Genomic DNA, 15,571 nt, shown 5'->3' on the forward strand with positions numbered 1-15,571 from the left:
AAAGTTGCAAATTTTGATTGGAATTTGCCAACATAAACCGGTGGCTTTATTAACCCGCCCCTATCTATACACTACCGTAAAAAATCGAGCACCAGCTTTTCCATTAACTCTGGCTGCTGGTAAAAAATAATATGGTCGGCATTGGGGATGATGGCCAATTGTGCGTGCGGTAACAGTTTATATATGCGTACAAAGCTTTCTATCGAATTATATTGATCCCTGTCGCCGGCAGTTACCATTACCGGGCATGCGATATTTTTTATCTCCTCATCGGTAAAAGCTACCTGGTTAACCCATGCCTGTTTCAATAGTTCCACAAATTCATCCCAGCGTTGTGGTTCGGGCATTAGTTTTTTCCTGTCGCTCACAAATCCCGGATCGTCTTTTTCCAACGAGCTGCCGTTTAGTTTTTTAAGCTCTTCTATTAGGCCGGGGCGGTAACTTGCCGCCGAGATATTTCCGCCTGCAAATACCATTTTTTTTACCAAACCGGGGTGATGGATAGCCAAGTCCATTGCCTGCACAGCACCATCGCTAAAGCCTAAAAGTAAAATGCTGTCCTTTGTTACATAGCGGATAATGGCATAAGCATCTTCGGCCATCATATGGTACGTGTAAGGCTTGTGCCCTATTTCGGATTTAGCGTGGCCGCGGGTGCCAATAGCTATAACCTTAAATTGTTTGGCTAAAGCAGGGATTAGCTTTCCATATTCAGAGATATCGCCATAAAGACCACCGTGAAGCAAAACCAACGGCTTACCGCTGCCGTAAACTTCGTAGTAAATCCTGGTACTATCTTTCATTTTCAGATAATTACCTACGCCTGGGTTATTACCGTATTCGATGGTTTACGCCATTGCCGAAGAGCAAAAAAGCACCACCATTAACATTATATTCTTCATAACTATTCGAGTGTTTTTATTGTCAGATTCCGGTAAGCGCCTAAGGATGAATTACCATGCCAGTAACCAACAGAGCCAATTTTTAATGTAGGATCAAGCGAGGTGTAAACCATGGCAGGTTTGGCAGCATTGTTCACATACACTTCCATTTTGCGCCCTATAACTATCACTTTAACATGAAACCAGCCGTTAGCAGGCAGTATTGCGCTGGCCTGGTATTTATCGGCCTCATAATCCCACCAGTTAAATTCGGCCTTTTTTTCGGGCATATATTGAATGGCGTTGATGGTACCTGACGACAATGGCCTGAAATATACAGTTTCATAATGATGAGCATCTTTAATCCTGAAGGCAAGGCCGATGTAACCATTGCCTTTTCCTGCAAATGCCAAATCGAAATCGATAATACCATCCTTAAAAATTATTTTTTTTGGATAAGCCAGGCTGGCCGATTTGTAATTATCTATCTTCCGTTTTATCAGCAGCGCTTTTTTACCCTGGTAGCTGCCTAATTCATAGTCAAGGGTATCATTTTTAGGAATATCCCATTCTTTCGGGTTAATGGGCGGCAGGTTCAGCACCTTATACCTTGGCTGGGCACTTACCTTAATAGCTGCAAAAAGAATAAATAGTATCAATAGCTTTTTCATAATTTGACTTTTATAGGTTGGCATTTTATTGTTTGATAACGAGACTGGCAAAATCGCCGGGCAAACTATCATTCCACAATCCGATGAGGCCGTGTTGCCGGTCATTCAGCTTTTTAACGCTGAGCGATGGTTTAGTTGAATGATTTACATATACCACAATTTCATCAGCTTTTACCACAATATGCGCGTGGAACCAGGCGGTAGCCAGCGGGAATGGATTAACGGCATTTTCGTACACAAGCGGATGATCTGCCCGCAGTTTATCCCACGAAAAATTTGGCTGGCTGATGTACTGCACGGCATGCTTACGCCTAAGTGTATCTGGTGATTGAAAATTAAAAGGCCTGAAATAAATGGCATCATAGGTAACCGTATCAATCCCATGAAAAGCAATGCCTAAAAAGCTTTGCTGAAAAACGTCTTTGCCCCGAAGATCAACGTCAATTGTCCCGGTTGTAAAGTCTATGTCTTTAAGCCAAACGATACCTGTAAACGAAATCCCCTCCCTGGTACCGTCGGTGATTTTGCTTAATTTTTTTGCGGACGATGTTATCGGCGTATCCTGTTTTAACAGGCTATTCAAATCATAGGCTCCCTTTTGCTGCGCACAGGCATCGCCGCAAAAAAACGTAGTTATTAAAAAGAGGCTAAATAAAATATTGTTCTTCATGGTTTTAGATTTTAACTTTAGCAAAACTTGCAAATAGCATTCAGAATTAAGCAGAACGGGCGTTTCAATCCTGTTCAAGTTTGTGTCAAGCCGTTTTTGCAGGTTTATAATATGCATCATCGCCTAAAATTTGATGGAAAAAGAAAAACAACTGCTTTTATTATGCTGCCAGCTTATTCAACGCTCGTTAAACTGGGGCGATAACAGCATTTGGAGTAATGACGATTTTGAGCAATTGAGCAAGCTGATCTTCGAAAAAACAAAAGTCAGGCTCAGTATTTCTACCCTAAAAAGAATTTGGGGCAAAGTACGTTATGATAGCTACCCAACAACCGCAACACTCAATGCCCTGGCCCGTTTCCTGGATTATGAAAGCTGGCGCGATTTCAGGCAACACCACCAGGTTAATGGCGTGGTTGAACAAAACGAGCCAGCCATTGCAATTGAACAAATTCCGGCGGTCAAGGCTTCCTCCAAAAACAGGTACAAATATTTGTTGCTCATGGCTATCCCCTTGCTATTGTTTGCCGCCTTTTATTTTGCCGGCATCAACAGAAAAGACACACCGGATTTATCAACCGTAAAATTCAGCAGTAAAAAGACATCTGACGACCTGCCCAATTCTGTGGTTTTCAACTATGATGCATCTGCTTTTCATACAGACAGTGTTTACATCCAGCAATCATGGGACCCACGCCGACGCGAGCTTGTGCCCGGCGGTGGTAAACAGCATACGTCCATCTATTATACCCCTGGCCATTTTATAGCAAAACTGGTGGTAAACAACCGGATAGTTAAACAAACTGTTGTTTTTATAAAAACCAAAGGATGGGTTGGGATTATAGATCGTCAGCCTGTGCCCGTGTACCTGTCATCGTCCGAAATAAAGGGTGATGGCTATATGGGCATTAAAGATAGCCTGATGCAGCAAAAACTGGGCACGCCGGTGTTTAATGATACCTGGTTAAAATTTTGCAACGTGCGTGAATTTCCTGGCATCCGGGCTGATAATTTCATGATGGAATGCACGCTGCGCAATACAGCAACACCTGGCCAATCTGTTTGCCGTAAAGCCGATTTAACCATTTTGGGCGATGGGATGGCCATTGTGATACCCATTGTAAACAAAGGATGCATTGCCAATATGGGCGTTTTAACCGGCCAATATTGGATTGGCGGCAACGACCATGACCTGAGTGCATTCGGCTGCGATTTCAGGCAATATCAAACCTTAAAATGCAGTGTTAATAACCATCGCTTAAAAATTTATCTCAATAACAAACAAATCATGGATGTTGAACAAAAGCGCAACATTGGCCGTATTGTAGGCCTGCGCTTTGAGTTTGAAGGTCCCGGCCAGGTAAAACATTACAAGCTGGAAACGCCCGGCGCAATGGTATACGAAGAGAATTTTTAGAGCTCAGGACGTCAATTCTACCTTCTGGTTAAAATCCTCATAGCTCAGTTTGCCTTTTCGCAGCTGGCTTATGTATTTAAAAACGCTTAGTTTATCCAATTCCTGCTTGTAGCGCTCGCGGTCATGATCTGCCGCCAGGTTGCCCTGTAGTTTTAAGCGGATTGATGTGCGGGAGATATCCTCCTCCAGTTTATCTATCGGGCAATTACGAAGATCATCAAAGTTACTGCGGGGGAAAAGGATACGGTCCATTGGGTTTTTGCTTCCTTAAATTTAAGGGCCGGGCATCAACATCAATTTAACTGTATGTTATTTAATTGTTATTGATAAGGGGCAAAAAAAACCTTTTAAACAACCGTCGCCTGTACTTACTTTTTTATCTCATATGTATTATTTCCCCTGTTTACATCGGGATACAGGCTATCCGGATCGATAGATACTTTAGTAACCGCGGCTTTTTTGTTACCGGTAAATCTGTAGCTGCCAGTATATTCCCATACCTCTACCGGAAACTCCCGGTGCTCTGTCGAGCCATCGGCGTAGGTTAGTTGAACCACCAGGGGCATGGCGGCCTTTTCCAGGTTTTCTATAGTGATCTGCGCCCTACCATTTGCAAGGTTTTCTACTTTAGCTACCGCCTGGTCAAGGCGGTAATTTTCTAAAAACATCGATTTCCAGAACCAGCTAAGGTCCTCGCCTGCCGAGCTATCCATGCTCCTGAAAAAATCCCAGGGTGTGGGGTGCTTGTAGGCCCAATCGCTGATATACTTGCGAAAAGCTTTATCAAACCTTTCGGGGCCAACTACCTGGTTACGCAGCAAGGTTAACACATAGGCTACCTTTTGGTACTGGACCGGGAAAACCATATCGCCGGGTATGGCATCAGGTCGGGTAATGATAGGTACAACCCGTTCTGAAAAAAGCGTATCAAGCGGGCTGTATATCTCAGCATAGCCCCTAAACTCGCCTTTATTAAAATCTTTTACAGCCAGGTTATCAATAAAGGTATTAAAACCCTCATCCATCCAGGCGTATTTACGCTCGTTGCCGCCCACTACCATCGGAAACCAGGTGTGGCCCAATTCGTGGTTTACCACCATAAAATAAGCATTGCCGGTATCCCTGGCCGAACAAAACACCATACCCGGGTACTCCATACCATCCAGGTTGGATGCCACATTTACCGCCTTATTGTAAGGGTAGGTAAACCACTTATCCGAAAAATGTTGTAACGTGAATTTGATATATTCCGACGACCGTTTCCAGCTGTCTTTCTTATCGGATTCAACCGGGTACAGTGAACTTCCCAACACTTTTTTACCCCCGGCTACCGGGAAGCTGAAGGCTTCCCAAATAAACGCCTTCGAGGCAGTCCAGGCAAAATCGCGGGTATTATCCATCCTGTATTTCCAGGTACAGGTAGCTTTTACCGGGCGCGACGATGCTGCCGTAACTTCTTTAGCCGAACGGATAAATACCGGCATCTTGCTTTGTTTAGCCGCCTGCCAGCGCTTAAGCTGTATGGGCGTTAACACCTCTTCGGGATTCAGCAGATCGCCCGAGCCCTCTACAATATAGCCTGCGGGCACGGTAATGTTCACGTTAAAATTGCCGTATTCCAGGTAAAACTCGCCGTTACCCAGGTAAGGTAGCGTATTCCAGCCTTCCACATCATCCAGTACGCACATCCTCGGGTACCATTGGGCAACCGCGTAAATGTTGCCGTTTTTGGTCGGCAGGATATCGGTACGGTTAACCAGGAAATCGGCATTTTTATAGTTTTGAGGAAAATTGTAACGGTACTGAATGCTGAAGGTTACTTTTTGCCCGCTTTTTAAGGGCTGCGGCAATGTCAATTCCATCCGGGTATCATAAATGTTATATTTAACATCGCCGGTAATTGCGCCATCTTTCAGCTTTACTACCTGTATATCGTATCCGCCATCGGCAGTTTCTTCCTCCGGGTTTTTATAAAGGAACAATTTTGATTTTATGCCTCTCGAATCTTTTTTAAACACATTTTGCTCCAACTGCAACCATAATGACGATAGCGATTTGGGGCTGTTGTTGGTATAAGTTATCGTAGCCGTTCCGCTAACCACATTTTTCTGATCATCCAGGGCTACATCTATCACGTAATCGGCCTGGTTTTGCCAGTATGCAGGCCCGGGTTCGCCGGTGGCAGTACGGTATTCGTTACCAGGGGGCAACAACGGTAAGGCGGGGAATAATGCCGATGGTTGATATCGCGATTGCCCGAAGGATTGGCAAACCACTAAAAAGATTAATGTAAAGGGGATGAAAAATCTAACCAAGCGTCTATTTGAAGAAACAGTTTTGTTATTTTGCATATGCTGCAATATAATAATTAATGGCTTTGGCTAATGTGGTTAAGATGGATAGAAATTATCTTTTTTGGCGTGCTCTGGGCCAACCTGAGGCAAGAATATGCATAGTTTGAATTGCATCTATCGTTCGCTCCCCCGGCATCACCTCAACACCGTAACATTGCCCGAAAACTTTTTGCCGCGCGAGTTGATGATATAATAATATGTTGCTGCAGGTACATCGCCGCTGTTTGTTTTGCCATTCCAGGGGTTAGCATAACCAATGCTGCTAAATACTACTGCACCAAAACGGTTGTACACGGTAACCTTACATTGCGCATCAAATGACAGGTTTGGTATCACCCAGGTATCATTAGCCCCATCGCCGTTGGGCGTAAAAACATTGGGAATTTTCAACACCCCCAAATCATCGTCAATAATTTTCACTGCTACCGTGTTTTGCGGATTGATGACAACAGTGCTGCCATCGCTGACGGCAAGAGCGTTAAATTCAATTAACCTATCATTAAATTCGTTTATCTTTTGGTCATCGGCTACGGGCATACTAATGCTAACTTTATTTTGCCCTACAGGGATAGTTACACCGGCCTGTGGTATAATTATCCGCTGATCTGTGCTGATATCCGTGCCGCCCCATTTATAAGCTATCGCAATATCGTCCTCAAAATAACGCCCACCCGGTACCTGCAGTGTTACATCCGCCGATTTGCCCTCGGGAATAGTAAGGCTCAGCGGCGAAATTTCAAGGTATTTGTAGTCCTGGTCATTATCAACTGCCACAACGGAGAGCGAATCGGTAAGCTGTCCCTTCCACAAAAACTGAAAGCTGCCCGTATGCGCGTCAATTGCACTAAGCGTTAGCTTTACCCGGCGATTTTTGCTGATGATATTATCATCAGGGTAAGTGATATTGAATGATGCAGCAACCGATGGCGTATCTATCAAAATATCATTTTGCGATTGTTGTAACGGTGTAAACCATCGTGCTTGCACCGTTTGTACAGGCAGCTGCCGTACCAGTTTATTGGGTTGCAGCAGGTTAAAACTATAAGCAATGCTGCCCGCTTCTTTTAGGGTATCGGTAGCTGGTGTGACCATTATCACCCTATTGGCAACAGTATTATTCAAATCATTTATTTTTATCCGGATAGCATCATTTGCCGTGGTAAATGTGCCCAGATCATTTAATACCGGACTCAACCGTCCGTTAATAAATTCGTCGCCTTCAATTAAATCATCGGTTTTGGCATCAACCTTAAACTGTACCGAATTTTGACCTGCCGGTATTGTGATGGCAACAGGCGTATAATCGGCGCCTGGCAACGCGGCAAAAGGATCGGCAAGCGGTAAAAAATTAAAACTTAGCGGCAATGATAACAAGGTACCAGGCGACAACGATACAGTGATCAATCCGGATGCGCCTTCTGTTATTTGAGGTGTATAGCTAATGGTATAAATTCTGTTGGCCGGCGTATTATCGTCATCGGCAATGGTAAAATCCGTGGTAGTTGATCCTGTTGCCAGCCTATAACCGCCAGCGTTGGCACCAATATCCAGGTTGGCGGTAAATGTTTCAGTACTTTCAACCACTGCGTCATTAATCACTTTTACCGTAATATTGGTGCTGGTATCTCCTTTTTTGATGACCGCCGTAGCAGGTAAAACAAAGTCGTTTTGATTAAGGGACGGATCTTTTTGCGACAATTTCACCGTAATATTTTCGCCCGCCGGGCATGACCTGGGCAAAGCCAGGTGCAATATAACATCCTGGCTACCCTCTACGCCGTTTTTAAGCACCGAGGCATGTACCTTTTTACAGGAATCAGCGTCTACGTACAGGTATTTACACCAAAAAAAAGTTTCATCCAGGTTTGATGGTGTTGAATAGTGTTTGCCGTCAAAAGTATAATCGGTAGTGTAATAACTTAAATGCCTTACCAGCATATTCAGCGTATCACCAACCATTTTTACATAGGTTCGTGTTATCGGATCGTCGCCAAAGGCGCCGATGTTATCATCGGCAAGCTTTGCATAATCTTTTTTACCATCAGATAAAAACCAATCGAAATTAAAATTAAGTGCATTAGTTTTAAAAGCCGTAAAATAATAATTGTTGCTATTGTTTTTGATAAAATCATATGGCCCCTTCGAGCTATCAAAACCCGAAAATATTTTAACCGAATCAGTAACTTTTAAACGTTGGTCAAAATTGATATCAAAAAAGCCGTCATTATTGGCACCATTAACGTCAAATGAATAAATATTAGTCCCCATTTGATAACCCGTGGCTGTATGCTGCACCAACCGCGGAAAATCTCCAAAATAAACCCAAGGATTATCGGATATTACTTTACAATTATTATCCAACACGATCCTACCTTTTAAACGCCCGCCGCGGCTCATGATAACCGTAGAATACCCGTTATCTGAAGGCACTAAAATTTGGGGGATTGATGAGATGGCCGTATCGTGATAAATTGAAGTTATCTTGCCGTTTGCCGATACTTTGGCCACAAATCCGTCTGGACTCCCCCCATTTGGGTTGTTTGTATCAATATCGTACCCTTGTATTTTTAGTTTGTTATAAAATATTGAACTCCAGTATACACCATCGGGCGCCAGTGCTATTGGACCGCCTGTAAGCGATGTTGAATAAGAATCGTCAGAAATTATTCCCCAAAGCGTTTTTCCATCTTTATCAAACTTTATTAAAAAGGTGCCTGATTGTAAAATGCTGCCATCATCAAGCGTGATGTTGCCACCTGCCCCGGAAATATATATATTTTGATCTTTATCTACCTGTAAATCATATATCTGGTCATATCCCTGAGGAGCTATGGTACGTGACCATTGCACTTTTCCGTTGGCGCTCACTTTTCCTATTACCGAATAATCTGACGATCCATTCCTGTTGGCAGGTTTGCCGCCAAAGACTGTTTCGTAACGGCTGTTTAAAACCACATAGGCATTACCGGCATCATCAATCTGGAAAAGATGAGCATATGCCGACTCAGTGTATCCAAGCATTGTGGTTTGGATATATTTTACCTGGGCATCTGCAAAAAAAGGCACAAAGAATAACAAAACAGCTATCCGCAAATATTTTAACATCATTATGATAAGTGCCGCTAATATATTAATATTTAAGGCACGATAAACAACTTACCGTTACTTAAGGGCATATGATAAACGTAAAAGCTGAAGTCAAATACAGGCTGCATAATTAGGATTAGGCATCCTCGCCTTTACTCCCCCAACCCAAAACAAACATACTCATCGCCCGATTTACTACCAATTTTGCCACCGCCGCAAGCTATAACCACATATTGTTTTCCATCTATTGCATAGGTGGCAGGTGTTGCGTACCCGGCGGCGGGCAGTTGGGCCTCCCAAACCATTTTGCCTGTTTTTTTATCAAAAGCATGAATCTTTTCGTCCTTGGTGGCTGCTACAAATACAAGCCCGCCTTTAGTTACCAACGGGCCACCGTATAATTCGGTACCGGTAACGGGGATGCCTTTTTTCTTCAGTTCCGGATATTCGCCCACCGGTACCTTCCAAAGCAGCTTGCCGGTGGTAAGGTCAACCGCGTTAAGCGTACCCCATGGCGGTTTAATGCCCGGGTAACCATCCTTATCCAAAAAGCGGTTGTAACCCGTCATGGTGTATGGTATTTCGTCAACCATTTTCTTCTCAGTTTTGGTTGCTGCGGTGCGGTCCCCGGTTGGTTCTTTGGCCAATGCTTTATTTGCCCTGGCATCGGGTAGTTTAAGGAGGAACGCCAGCAACGCTTTTTTATCTTCGGGTGTTATCTGTTTAAAAGACGGCATCATATTTCGGCCGCTGGCTATAATCTGGCTCAACTGATCCTCCTTATATTTTTTGCCAATGTTGACCAATGAAGGATACGACGACCCGTTGCCCTTCAGTTGGGGGCCATGGCAGCCTATGCAGTTTTTATTGTAAATAACCTGTCCGTTGCCGGCCAGCGTGCCATCGCTTGTCGCTTTAGGCACATCAATCATCACCTGCGCCCAGGGCATTTCAGAACAGCTGATGTACATGATATTGGTTTGTATATCAACCGCGGCGCCACCCCACTCACCTCCGCCGTCAAAACCAGGAAATATCCAGCCGCCTTGTTTGCTTGGCGGTGTAAACATAATGCGGTTTTTAACCTGGTTATATTTATCCAGCATTTCTTTGTGCGCCTCGGGTGTGCGGTCGGTAACATCTTCGGGATTAAATATTTGCCGGGCAAAAGGCTGCGGCAACGTCGGAATTGGCTGTGTTGGCCATGGTGCCTCGCCGGGCAATCCCTTGGTTGGCACAGGGGTTTCCACTATCGGGAAAACTGGCTTTCCGTTTGTCCTGTCGAACATAAAAATATAGCCATGTTTGGTTATCTGGGCTACCGCGTCAATCTTTTTACCATCGTGCGTAATAGTCACCAAATTGGGGTTGGCCGGCAAGTCCCTGTCCCACAGGTCATGATGTACCACCTGGAAATGCCACTTAAGCTTGCCGGTAGCAGCATCTAAAGCCAATAGCGAGTTGGCAAACAGATTTTGCCCTTTACGGAAACCGCCATAAAAATCGCCGCCGACGGAACCTGTGGGGATATAAACCAGCCCCCGCTTTTCATCCAGCGCCATTCCCGACCAGCTATTAGCCCCACCGAACTTTTTATATGCGGCTGTATCCATCCACGTTTCGTAACCAGCCTCGCCGGGATGGGGTATGGTATGAAAAATCCAGCGTAATTTCCCTGTCCGCACATCGTAAGCCCTAACGTGACCCGGCGCGGCATCTGCCGATTCGGCTACACGCGTACCAACTATCAGCAAATCTTTATAAACTACACCCGGCGTTGTACCGGCCACAAATGATTTGGTATCCCTGTCGAGATTTTTCGTCAGGTCCAGGTAACCGTTTTTTCCAAAGGTCATAATGGGGCTGCCGGTTTCGGCGTCGATGGCAAAAGTTTTGGCACCAACGCTGTAAAACAGCCGTTTTTCGCCGCCACTCTTGTTTTGCCAGTAAATAACTCCCCTGCTCACTTTGTAGTAAGCCATCGGGTCGCCGTTGTTGGTGGTGTCGGCCTTGGCCGGGTCAAAAAGCCATTTTTGTTCGCCCGTTGCCGCATCCAATGCAAACAACTTTAATTTGGGGCTGGTGCCATATAAAATACCATCAACCATAATGGGGTTACACTGATTTTGGCTGCGGTTGGCCGAGTCTTTATCGTTAGTGCTGTATCGCCAAATCTCTTTTAGCTTGCTTACATTAGCTAAATTAATTTCTTCATTTGATGAATACCTGTTGCCTTCTTTTGATCCCGCGTAGGTGCCCCAGCCACTATTTGGCCGCCCTGGTTTTACGTTATGGCTGGGCTTTGGATTTTTACACGACACATAAGTGCAGGTTGCAATTAAAAGGGCTATCAAAAATCGGGACTTCATTGCTATAATGGGTTAATGGTATTATTATAATGGGCATGCTGAGCTGTAAAACTTTGCGAAGCACTGAAGGGTGTTACGTGAATCGCAGGGCAGCGAAGACTCAACCGAATGTTTTTGTCCTTACTTCCCTGCCATTCTATTCCAAAAATCGGCCTGCATTTTAGTCGCATCAACGGTTTTGTAAACCGATATCTCGCGTGCGTCGTTTTCTGGCGGCACGGGTGCGCTTATCTTTTCGGCCTTGGCAGGATCAAGGTAGGCCATTACCAGGGCAAGGTCCCACATAATCCAGGTTTGGCCGGCTTCTACAAAATCCCAGCGGTTATACAACAGCTGCCCTAATTTGCCCTTATTTTTTAAATTATCGCGGCAAACCGTACGGTCGAATTTTAAGGCAATAGCGGTATTAATGGGCATAATTGTTAAGTCCAAGCCTTTGCAGTTCAGCAGCAGATCGAAGGCGTTCAGATCGTTACGCACATTAAATTCGCTTTTGTCCCAAACCTTGCGGTCGCTAAAATAGCGGGCAGCCAGCAGGTACACTCTTATGTGCGGGATAATGGAGGTATCGGCCTGTATAGCCGATGCCAGGTTTGATGCCGCGCCTATGCACAAAACATCCAGCTTTTCGCCCGCTTTAAGCTGATGTACGGTAGCTATAATACCCTTTTCGGCTGCCGAAAGCACCAGTTCTTTGCCGCCCCAGGCGTGGCCTATGGTTCCGCGGCCGCCCAACGGGTGCGGTATATCGGTGCGGCCCATAAGTTTCAACATCTCCTCGTTTAAATCCTGGCTTAGCTGTACCGTATTGATGTTTTTGGTAGGGTAATAATGCCATTTTTCGCCAACAAGCATATCAGCATTATTAAAATGGGCCGAACTTAGGCCAACTACGTTTACACCTGCATCTTTAAGCAGGTAAGTAAGGGCGTACAAATCGTCCATCTCATTGGCCGTATCAGAATCAAGCCAAACTATTCGTTTTTGCGCATAGCAGCAACTGGCTAATAATATAGCCGCAAGGCAAACAGGGACAACTTTTTTAAACATAGCGGTTTACTTTTGGAGCAACTGGTCGGGGCCGACCTCATTGCTCAGCAAGTTACCAAAAAGCTCCCATCGTTTTGCAGGATTTTTAGCAGTACCGCCATTTTTTTCGATATAATTTTTTACCAGGTCTTGTCCGTAGTTATAGTTGATAACATAGCTGCGGTATTTTTTTATAAAGCTGATGGATTTGGCCGCTGTCTCGTCATTCATCAGGCAATATTTAGTGAGGTAAGTGGTGGCTTTATCTCTCGACATCGTATTGTTTACCAAACCTCTTGCCGCCTCATTGCGGGCATAATTCAAATTGCCTTTAATGGCCAGTGCTTTAAAATACAGGTCAATACCGGCGGTGTCTAAACCGGCCAGGGGCAGCAATACATTTTTGGCGAATTTCACTTTATCCTCGCCGGGGAATGCCACCTCAATACCATAATTGGCGCTCCCTTCGGCTATTAAACTTTGCGGACTAAACAATGGGTAAAGCGAAATCTCTACCCAGCCTTTATCATGATACAGGTGTTTCTCCAACAGCATATTGTATACATGATGGCCCGGATAACTTTCGTGGCTCCCTACATCAATGGCGCGGTCAATAAAAATCTTCAGGTCGGTATTAATTTGCACCGTGCTTTTATAATTACCTTTATACCAGTTGTAGCCGCTCCAGGGCTTATCGGTTACATATTCCAGCGTAAAAGCCTCGCCGGCCGGTAAGCCATAATGCGCCAGTGTACGTTTGCGGGCTTCGGCAATTGCGGCCTTAATAACGGGGTCTAATTTGTCCCTTGGGATAATGAATTTATTGGCCAGTTTTTGAAAACGCTCGCTTACCCTGCCTTTGCCCGGCAAAATACTATCCAGCAAAGCTATCTGCGCTTTAAAATGATCCTCGTCATATACAGGCGCCGATACGCCGAAAAGTTCTTTCGACTCTTCATCAAAGGGCCGCTCCTCACCCGAGTAGATCCTGATGCGCCGGCCAAATGCCACCAGTTGATTGATCATCCAATCTGCCCGCATTTTATTACTGTCAACTTGCGCATTGGTCGAAATTATTTTCAACTCGTTCATCAAAATATTAGTATTGGCCAGCAAACTATCCTTCGGAAACTCTTTTGCAGGCGGCAATTTTGGCTTTAACGAGTCGGGGCCGTAATAGGCATCCACAAAATCAGTATCATACTGTCCAATGTTAAGGCCAAGCCTAACATATTCAGTAGCAAGGGTGTTAAGTTTCTTATTCTCGTCCAGCTGTGCCGGTCCATGTCCGCATGATAACATAAAAAACAGGGGTAAATAGAGCAGTATTTTCTTCATAGTCAAGTATCCGGTTCGATGTAAATGTGGAACAAGATAATAATTACATTGTTTACAGAAGGAATGTTTGTCTGAATCAGAATTTACAGGATTTTTGAATTAGCAGAATGAAGATAGTGTATTTCGGCAACCTATATGTTATCGACTGTCCTTTCAAAAGTCTTAATTCTTGAGTCTTGACTCTCTTTTTAGCGTTGCCTGCGGCCCGGGCCAACCGCTCATACTGCACAGGCCTTATCCGCGAAGCGGGTATCCGCTTTTGTCCCTAACGCATTTTTCTGAACTCGAATTAAACGAATTTTTAGAATTTCCCGAATTTGCTTTTAAATTCTGTTAATTCTTTAATTCGTTTAATTCGAGTTCAGACAACTCCGCCCCGTCCAAAATCGAAAAACCTGTCCGATACCGAACACTTTTTCAAAATAAAAATTACATAAAATACTAATAACGAGCACTTTAATATTGGTATACCTCTTGCAAAACCCTGTGCAAATTATAGCACAATGGATAAGGAAATTACGCTCGAGGTAACATCGCAAAAAAGAAGAAAAGGCGCGGTGATTGTAGTGATCAGTATCACGGTATTAGTACTGCTGATTGTTGCTCTTCGGGGATTCATCAAATCATCGGTAAAAAAAGCAGAGATTACTACCGCCACCGTAGAAGTTGGCAATATAGAAAATACCCTTAACGCTACCGGCGAGGTTTTGCCCGAGTTTGAGGAGATCATCACCAGCCCGATAAATGCATCTATCAAAAGTGCGCTGATGGACGCGGGAAATAAAATTACTCCGGGCCAGTCTATATTAACCTTAGATAAATCGGCCACCCAAACAGAATTTGATAAGCTAAACTTCACCCTCGAATCAAAACGGAATGAGATTGCTAAACTAAAACTTGACCTTGCTAAAAGCTTTTACGATATCCAGTCCAACAACGACATTAAGCAACTGCGTATCAGCAGCCTGGCCGATGCCGTTGAAAATGCCAAACGCCTGTTTAAAGCGGGCGGCGGCACCCGCGAGGGGATTGAACAGGCCGAACTTAATCTTAAAGTTGCCCAACTGGAAAAAAAGCAGCTGGAAAACGAGATTAAAAACAAGCAGCAAACCATGCAGATAGAGATTAAAGAGGCCCAGATTGCTGCCGCCATACAGGAAAACGATTTGAAGGCCCTGCAACGCAAGCTTGCACTGGCCAATGTGGTGGCTACCCGCACAGGTGTTATTACCTATGTAAACAAAAACATAGGCGCCAACGTGCATGAGGGCGAAACCCTTGCCCGTATTGCCAACCTGGGCAGCTTTAAAGTATCGGGCAGTATATCGGATAATTCGATGGACCAACTGCACAGCGGAATTCCGGTAATTATCCGTATTAACGATACGCAACTGCGCGGGCATGTTACCAATGTTTCGCCATCGATACAAAACAGCATAATATCCTTCGATATCCAGCTGGATGACCGTGCCAACAAACAACTTCGCCCAAATATGAAAGTGGATGTGTTTTTGGTAACTGCCACCCACAGCAAGATAATGCGGGTAGCCAACGGCCCGGCATTTAAAGGCCCGACCGTACAGGACATTTTTGTAATTAACAATGGCAAAGCCGAACGGCGCACCGTTCACATTGGCCTTACCAATTTTGACTATGTGGAGATTGAGGATGGTGTTAAACCCGGGGATGTGGTCATTACATCAGATATGACCGAGTTTAAGAACTCAAAGGAAGTAACGATAAGCCCCCTCTAAA

At 44.6% G+C, this 15,571-nt stretch carries 11 protein-coding genes; 2 read left to right on the forward strand and 9 right to left on the reverse strand.

From position 1 onward, the window contains the following. Positions 1 to 71 precede the first annotated feature (71 nt). The 3 genes from AC1DV1_RS12585 to AC1DV1_RS12595 form a co-directional block, all read right to left on the reverse strand. A complete protein-coding gene (locus AC1DV1_RS12585) occupies positions 72 to 803 on the reverse strand; it encodes an alpha/beta fold hydrolase (RefSeq protein WP_477359576.1) in 732 nt (243 codons plus the stop codon). A gap of 101 nt (positions 804 to 904) precedes the next feature. Continuing rightward, the gene (locus AC1DV1_RS12590; RefSeq protein ID WP_477359579.1) at positions 905 to 1,552 is read right to left on the reverse strand and encodes a LamG domain-containing protein; all 648 of its coding nucleotides are present in this window, start codon (positions 1,550 to 1,552) and stop codon (positions 905 to 907) included. 25 nt (positions 1,553 to 1,577) lie between these two features. Beyond that, on the reverse strand, positions 1,578 to 2,222 hold the full coding sequence (locus AC1DV1_RS12595) for a hypothetical protein (RefSeq protein ID WP_477359582.1): 645 nt from the start codon (positions 2,220 to 2,222) through the stop codon (positions 1,578 to 1,580). A gap of 133 nt (positions 2,223 to 2,355) precedes the next feature. Here AC1DV1_RS12595 and AC1DV1_RS12600 point away from each other — a divergent pair, with 133 nt between their 5' ends. Then, positions 2,356 to 3,639, forward strand: a complete 1,284-nt coding sequence (locus AC1DV1_RS12600) for a hypothetical protein (protein ID WP_477359585.1) — start codon at positions 2,356 to 2,358, stop codon at positions 3,637 to 3,639. 3 nt (positions 3,640 to 3,642) lie between these two features. Here the strand turns inward: AC1DV1_RS12600 and AC1DV1_RS12605 are convergent, their stop codons facing one another. The 6 genes from AC1DV1_RS12605 to AC1DV1_RS12630 all read right to left on the reverse strand — a co-directional run bounded on the left by AC1DV1_RS12605 (position 3,643) and on the right by AC1DV1_RS12630 (position 13,816). Further along, positions 3,643 to 3,891: a hypothetical protein gene (locus AC1DV1_RS12605; RefSeq protein ID WP_477359589.1), complete on the reverse strand. Its 249-nt coding sequence runs from the start codon at positions 3,889 to 3,891 to the stop codon at positions 3,643 to 3,645. Between the two features lie 116 nt (positions 3,892 to 4,007). Continuing rightward, complete coding sequence (locus AC1DV1_RS12610; RefSeq protein WP_477359592.1) at positions 4,008 to 5,849, reverse strand: M1 family metallopeptidase; 1,842 nt, start codon at positions 5,847 to 5,849, stop codon at positions 4,008 to 4,010. Between the two features lie 279 nt (positions 5,850 to 6,128). After that, a complete protein-coding gene (locus AC1DV1_RS12615) occupies positions 6,129 to 9,101 on the reverse strand; it encodes a gliding motility-associated C-terminal domain-containing protein (protein WP_477359596.1) in 2,973 nt (990 codons plus the stop codon). Positions 9,102 to 9,232: 131 nt separating this feature from the next. Beyond that, entirely contained in the window at positions 9,233 to 11,449 is a 2,217-nt protein-coding gene (locus AC1DV1_RS12620) for an outer membrane protein assembly factor BamB family protein (protein ID WP_477359599.1), read from the reverse strand. Between the two features lie 120 nt (positions 11,450 to 11,569). Then, positions 11,570 to 12,499 (reverse strand): nucleoside hydrolase, encoded by a 930-nt coding sequence (locus AC1DV1_RS12625; RefSeq protein ID WP_477359602.1) that lies wholly within the window; start codon positions 12,497 to 12,499, stop codon positions 11,570 to 11,572. Positions 12,500 to 12,505: 6 nt separating this feature from the next. Beyond that, on the reverse strand, positions 12,506 to 13,816 hold the full coding sequence (locus AC1DV1_RS12630; RefSeq protein WP_477359606.1) for a hypothetical protein: 1,311 nt from the start codon (positions 13,814 to 13,816) through the stop codon (positions 12,506 to 12,508). A 503-nt stretch (positions 13,817 to 14,319) separates the two neighbouring features. Between AC1DV1_RS12630 and AC1DV1_RS12635 the strand changes: the two genes are divergently transcribed. After that, entirely contained in the window at positions 14,320 to 15,570 is a 1,251-nt protein-coding gene (locus AC1DV1_RS12635; protein WP_477359609.1) for an efflux RND transporter periplasmic adaptor subunit, read from the forward strand. Position 15,571: the final 1 nt, after the last annotated feature.

Source organism: Mucilaginibacter sp. P4_D1 (assembly GCF_056401935.1).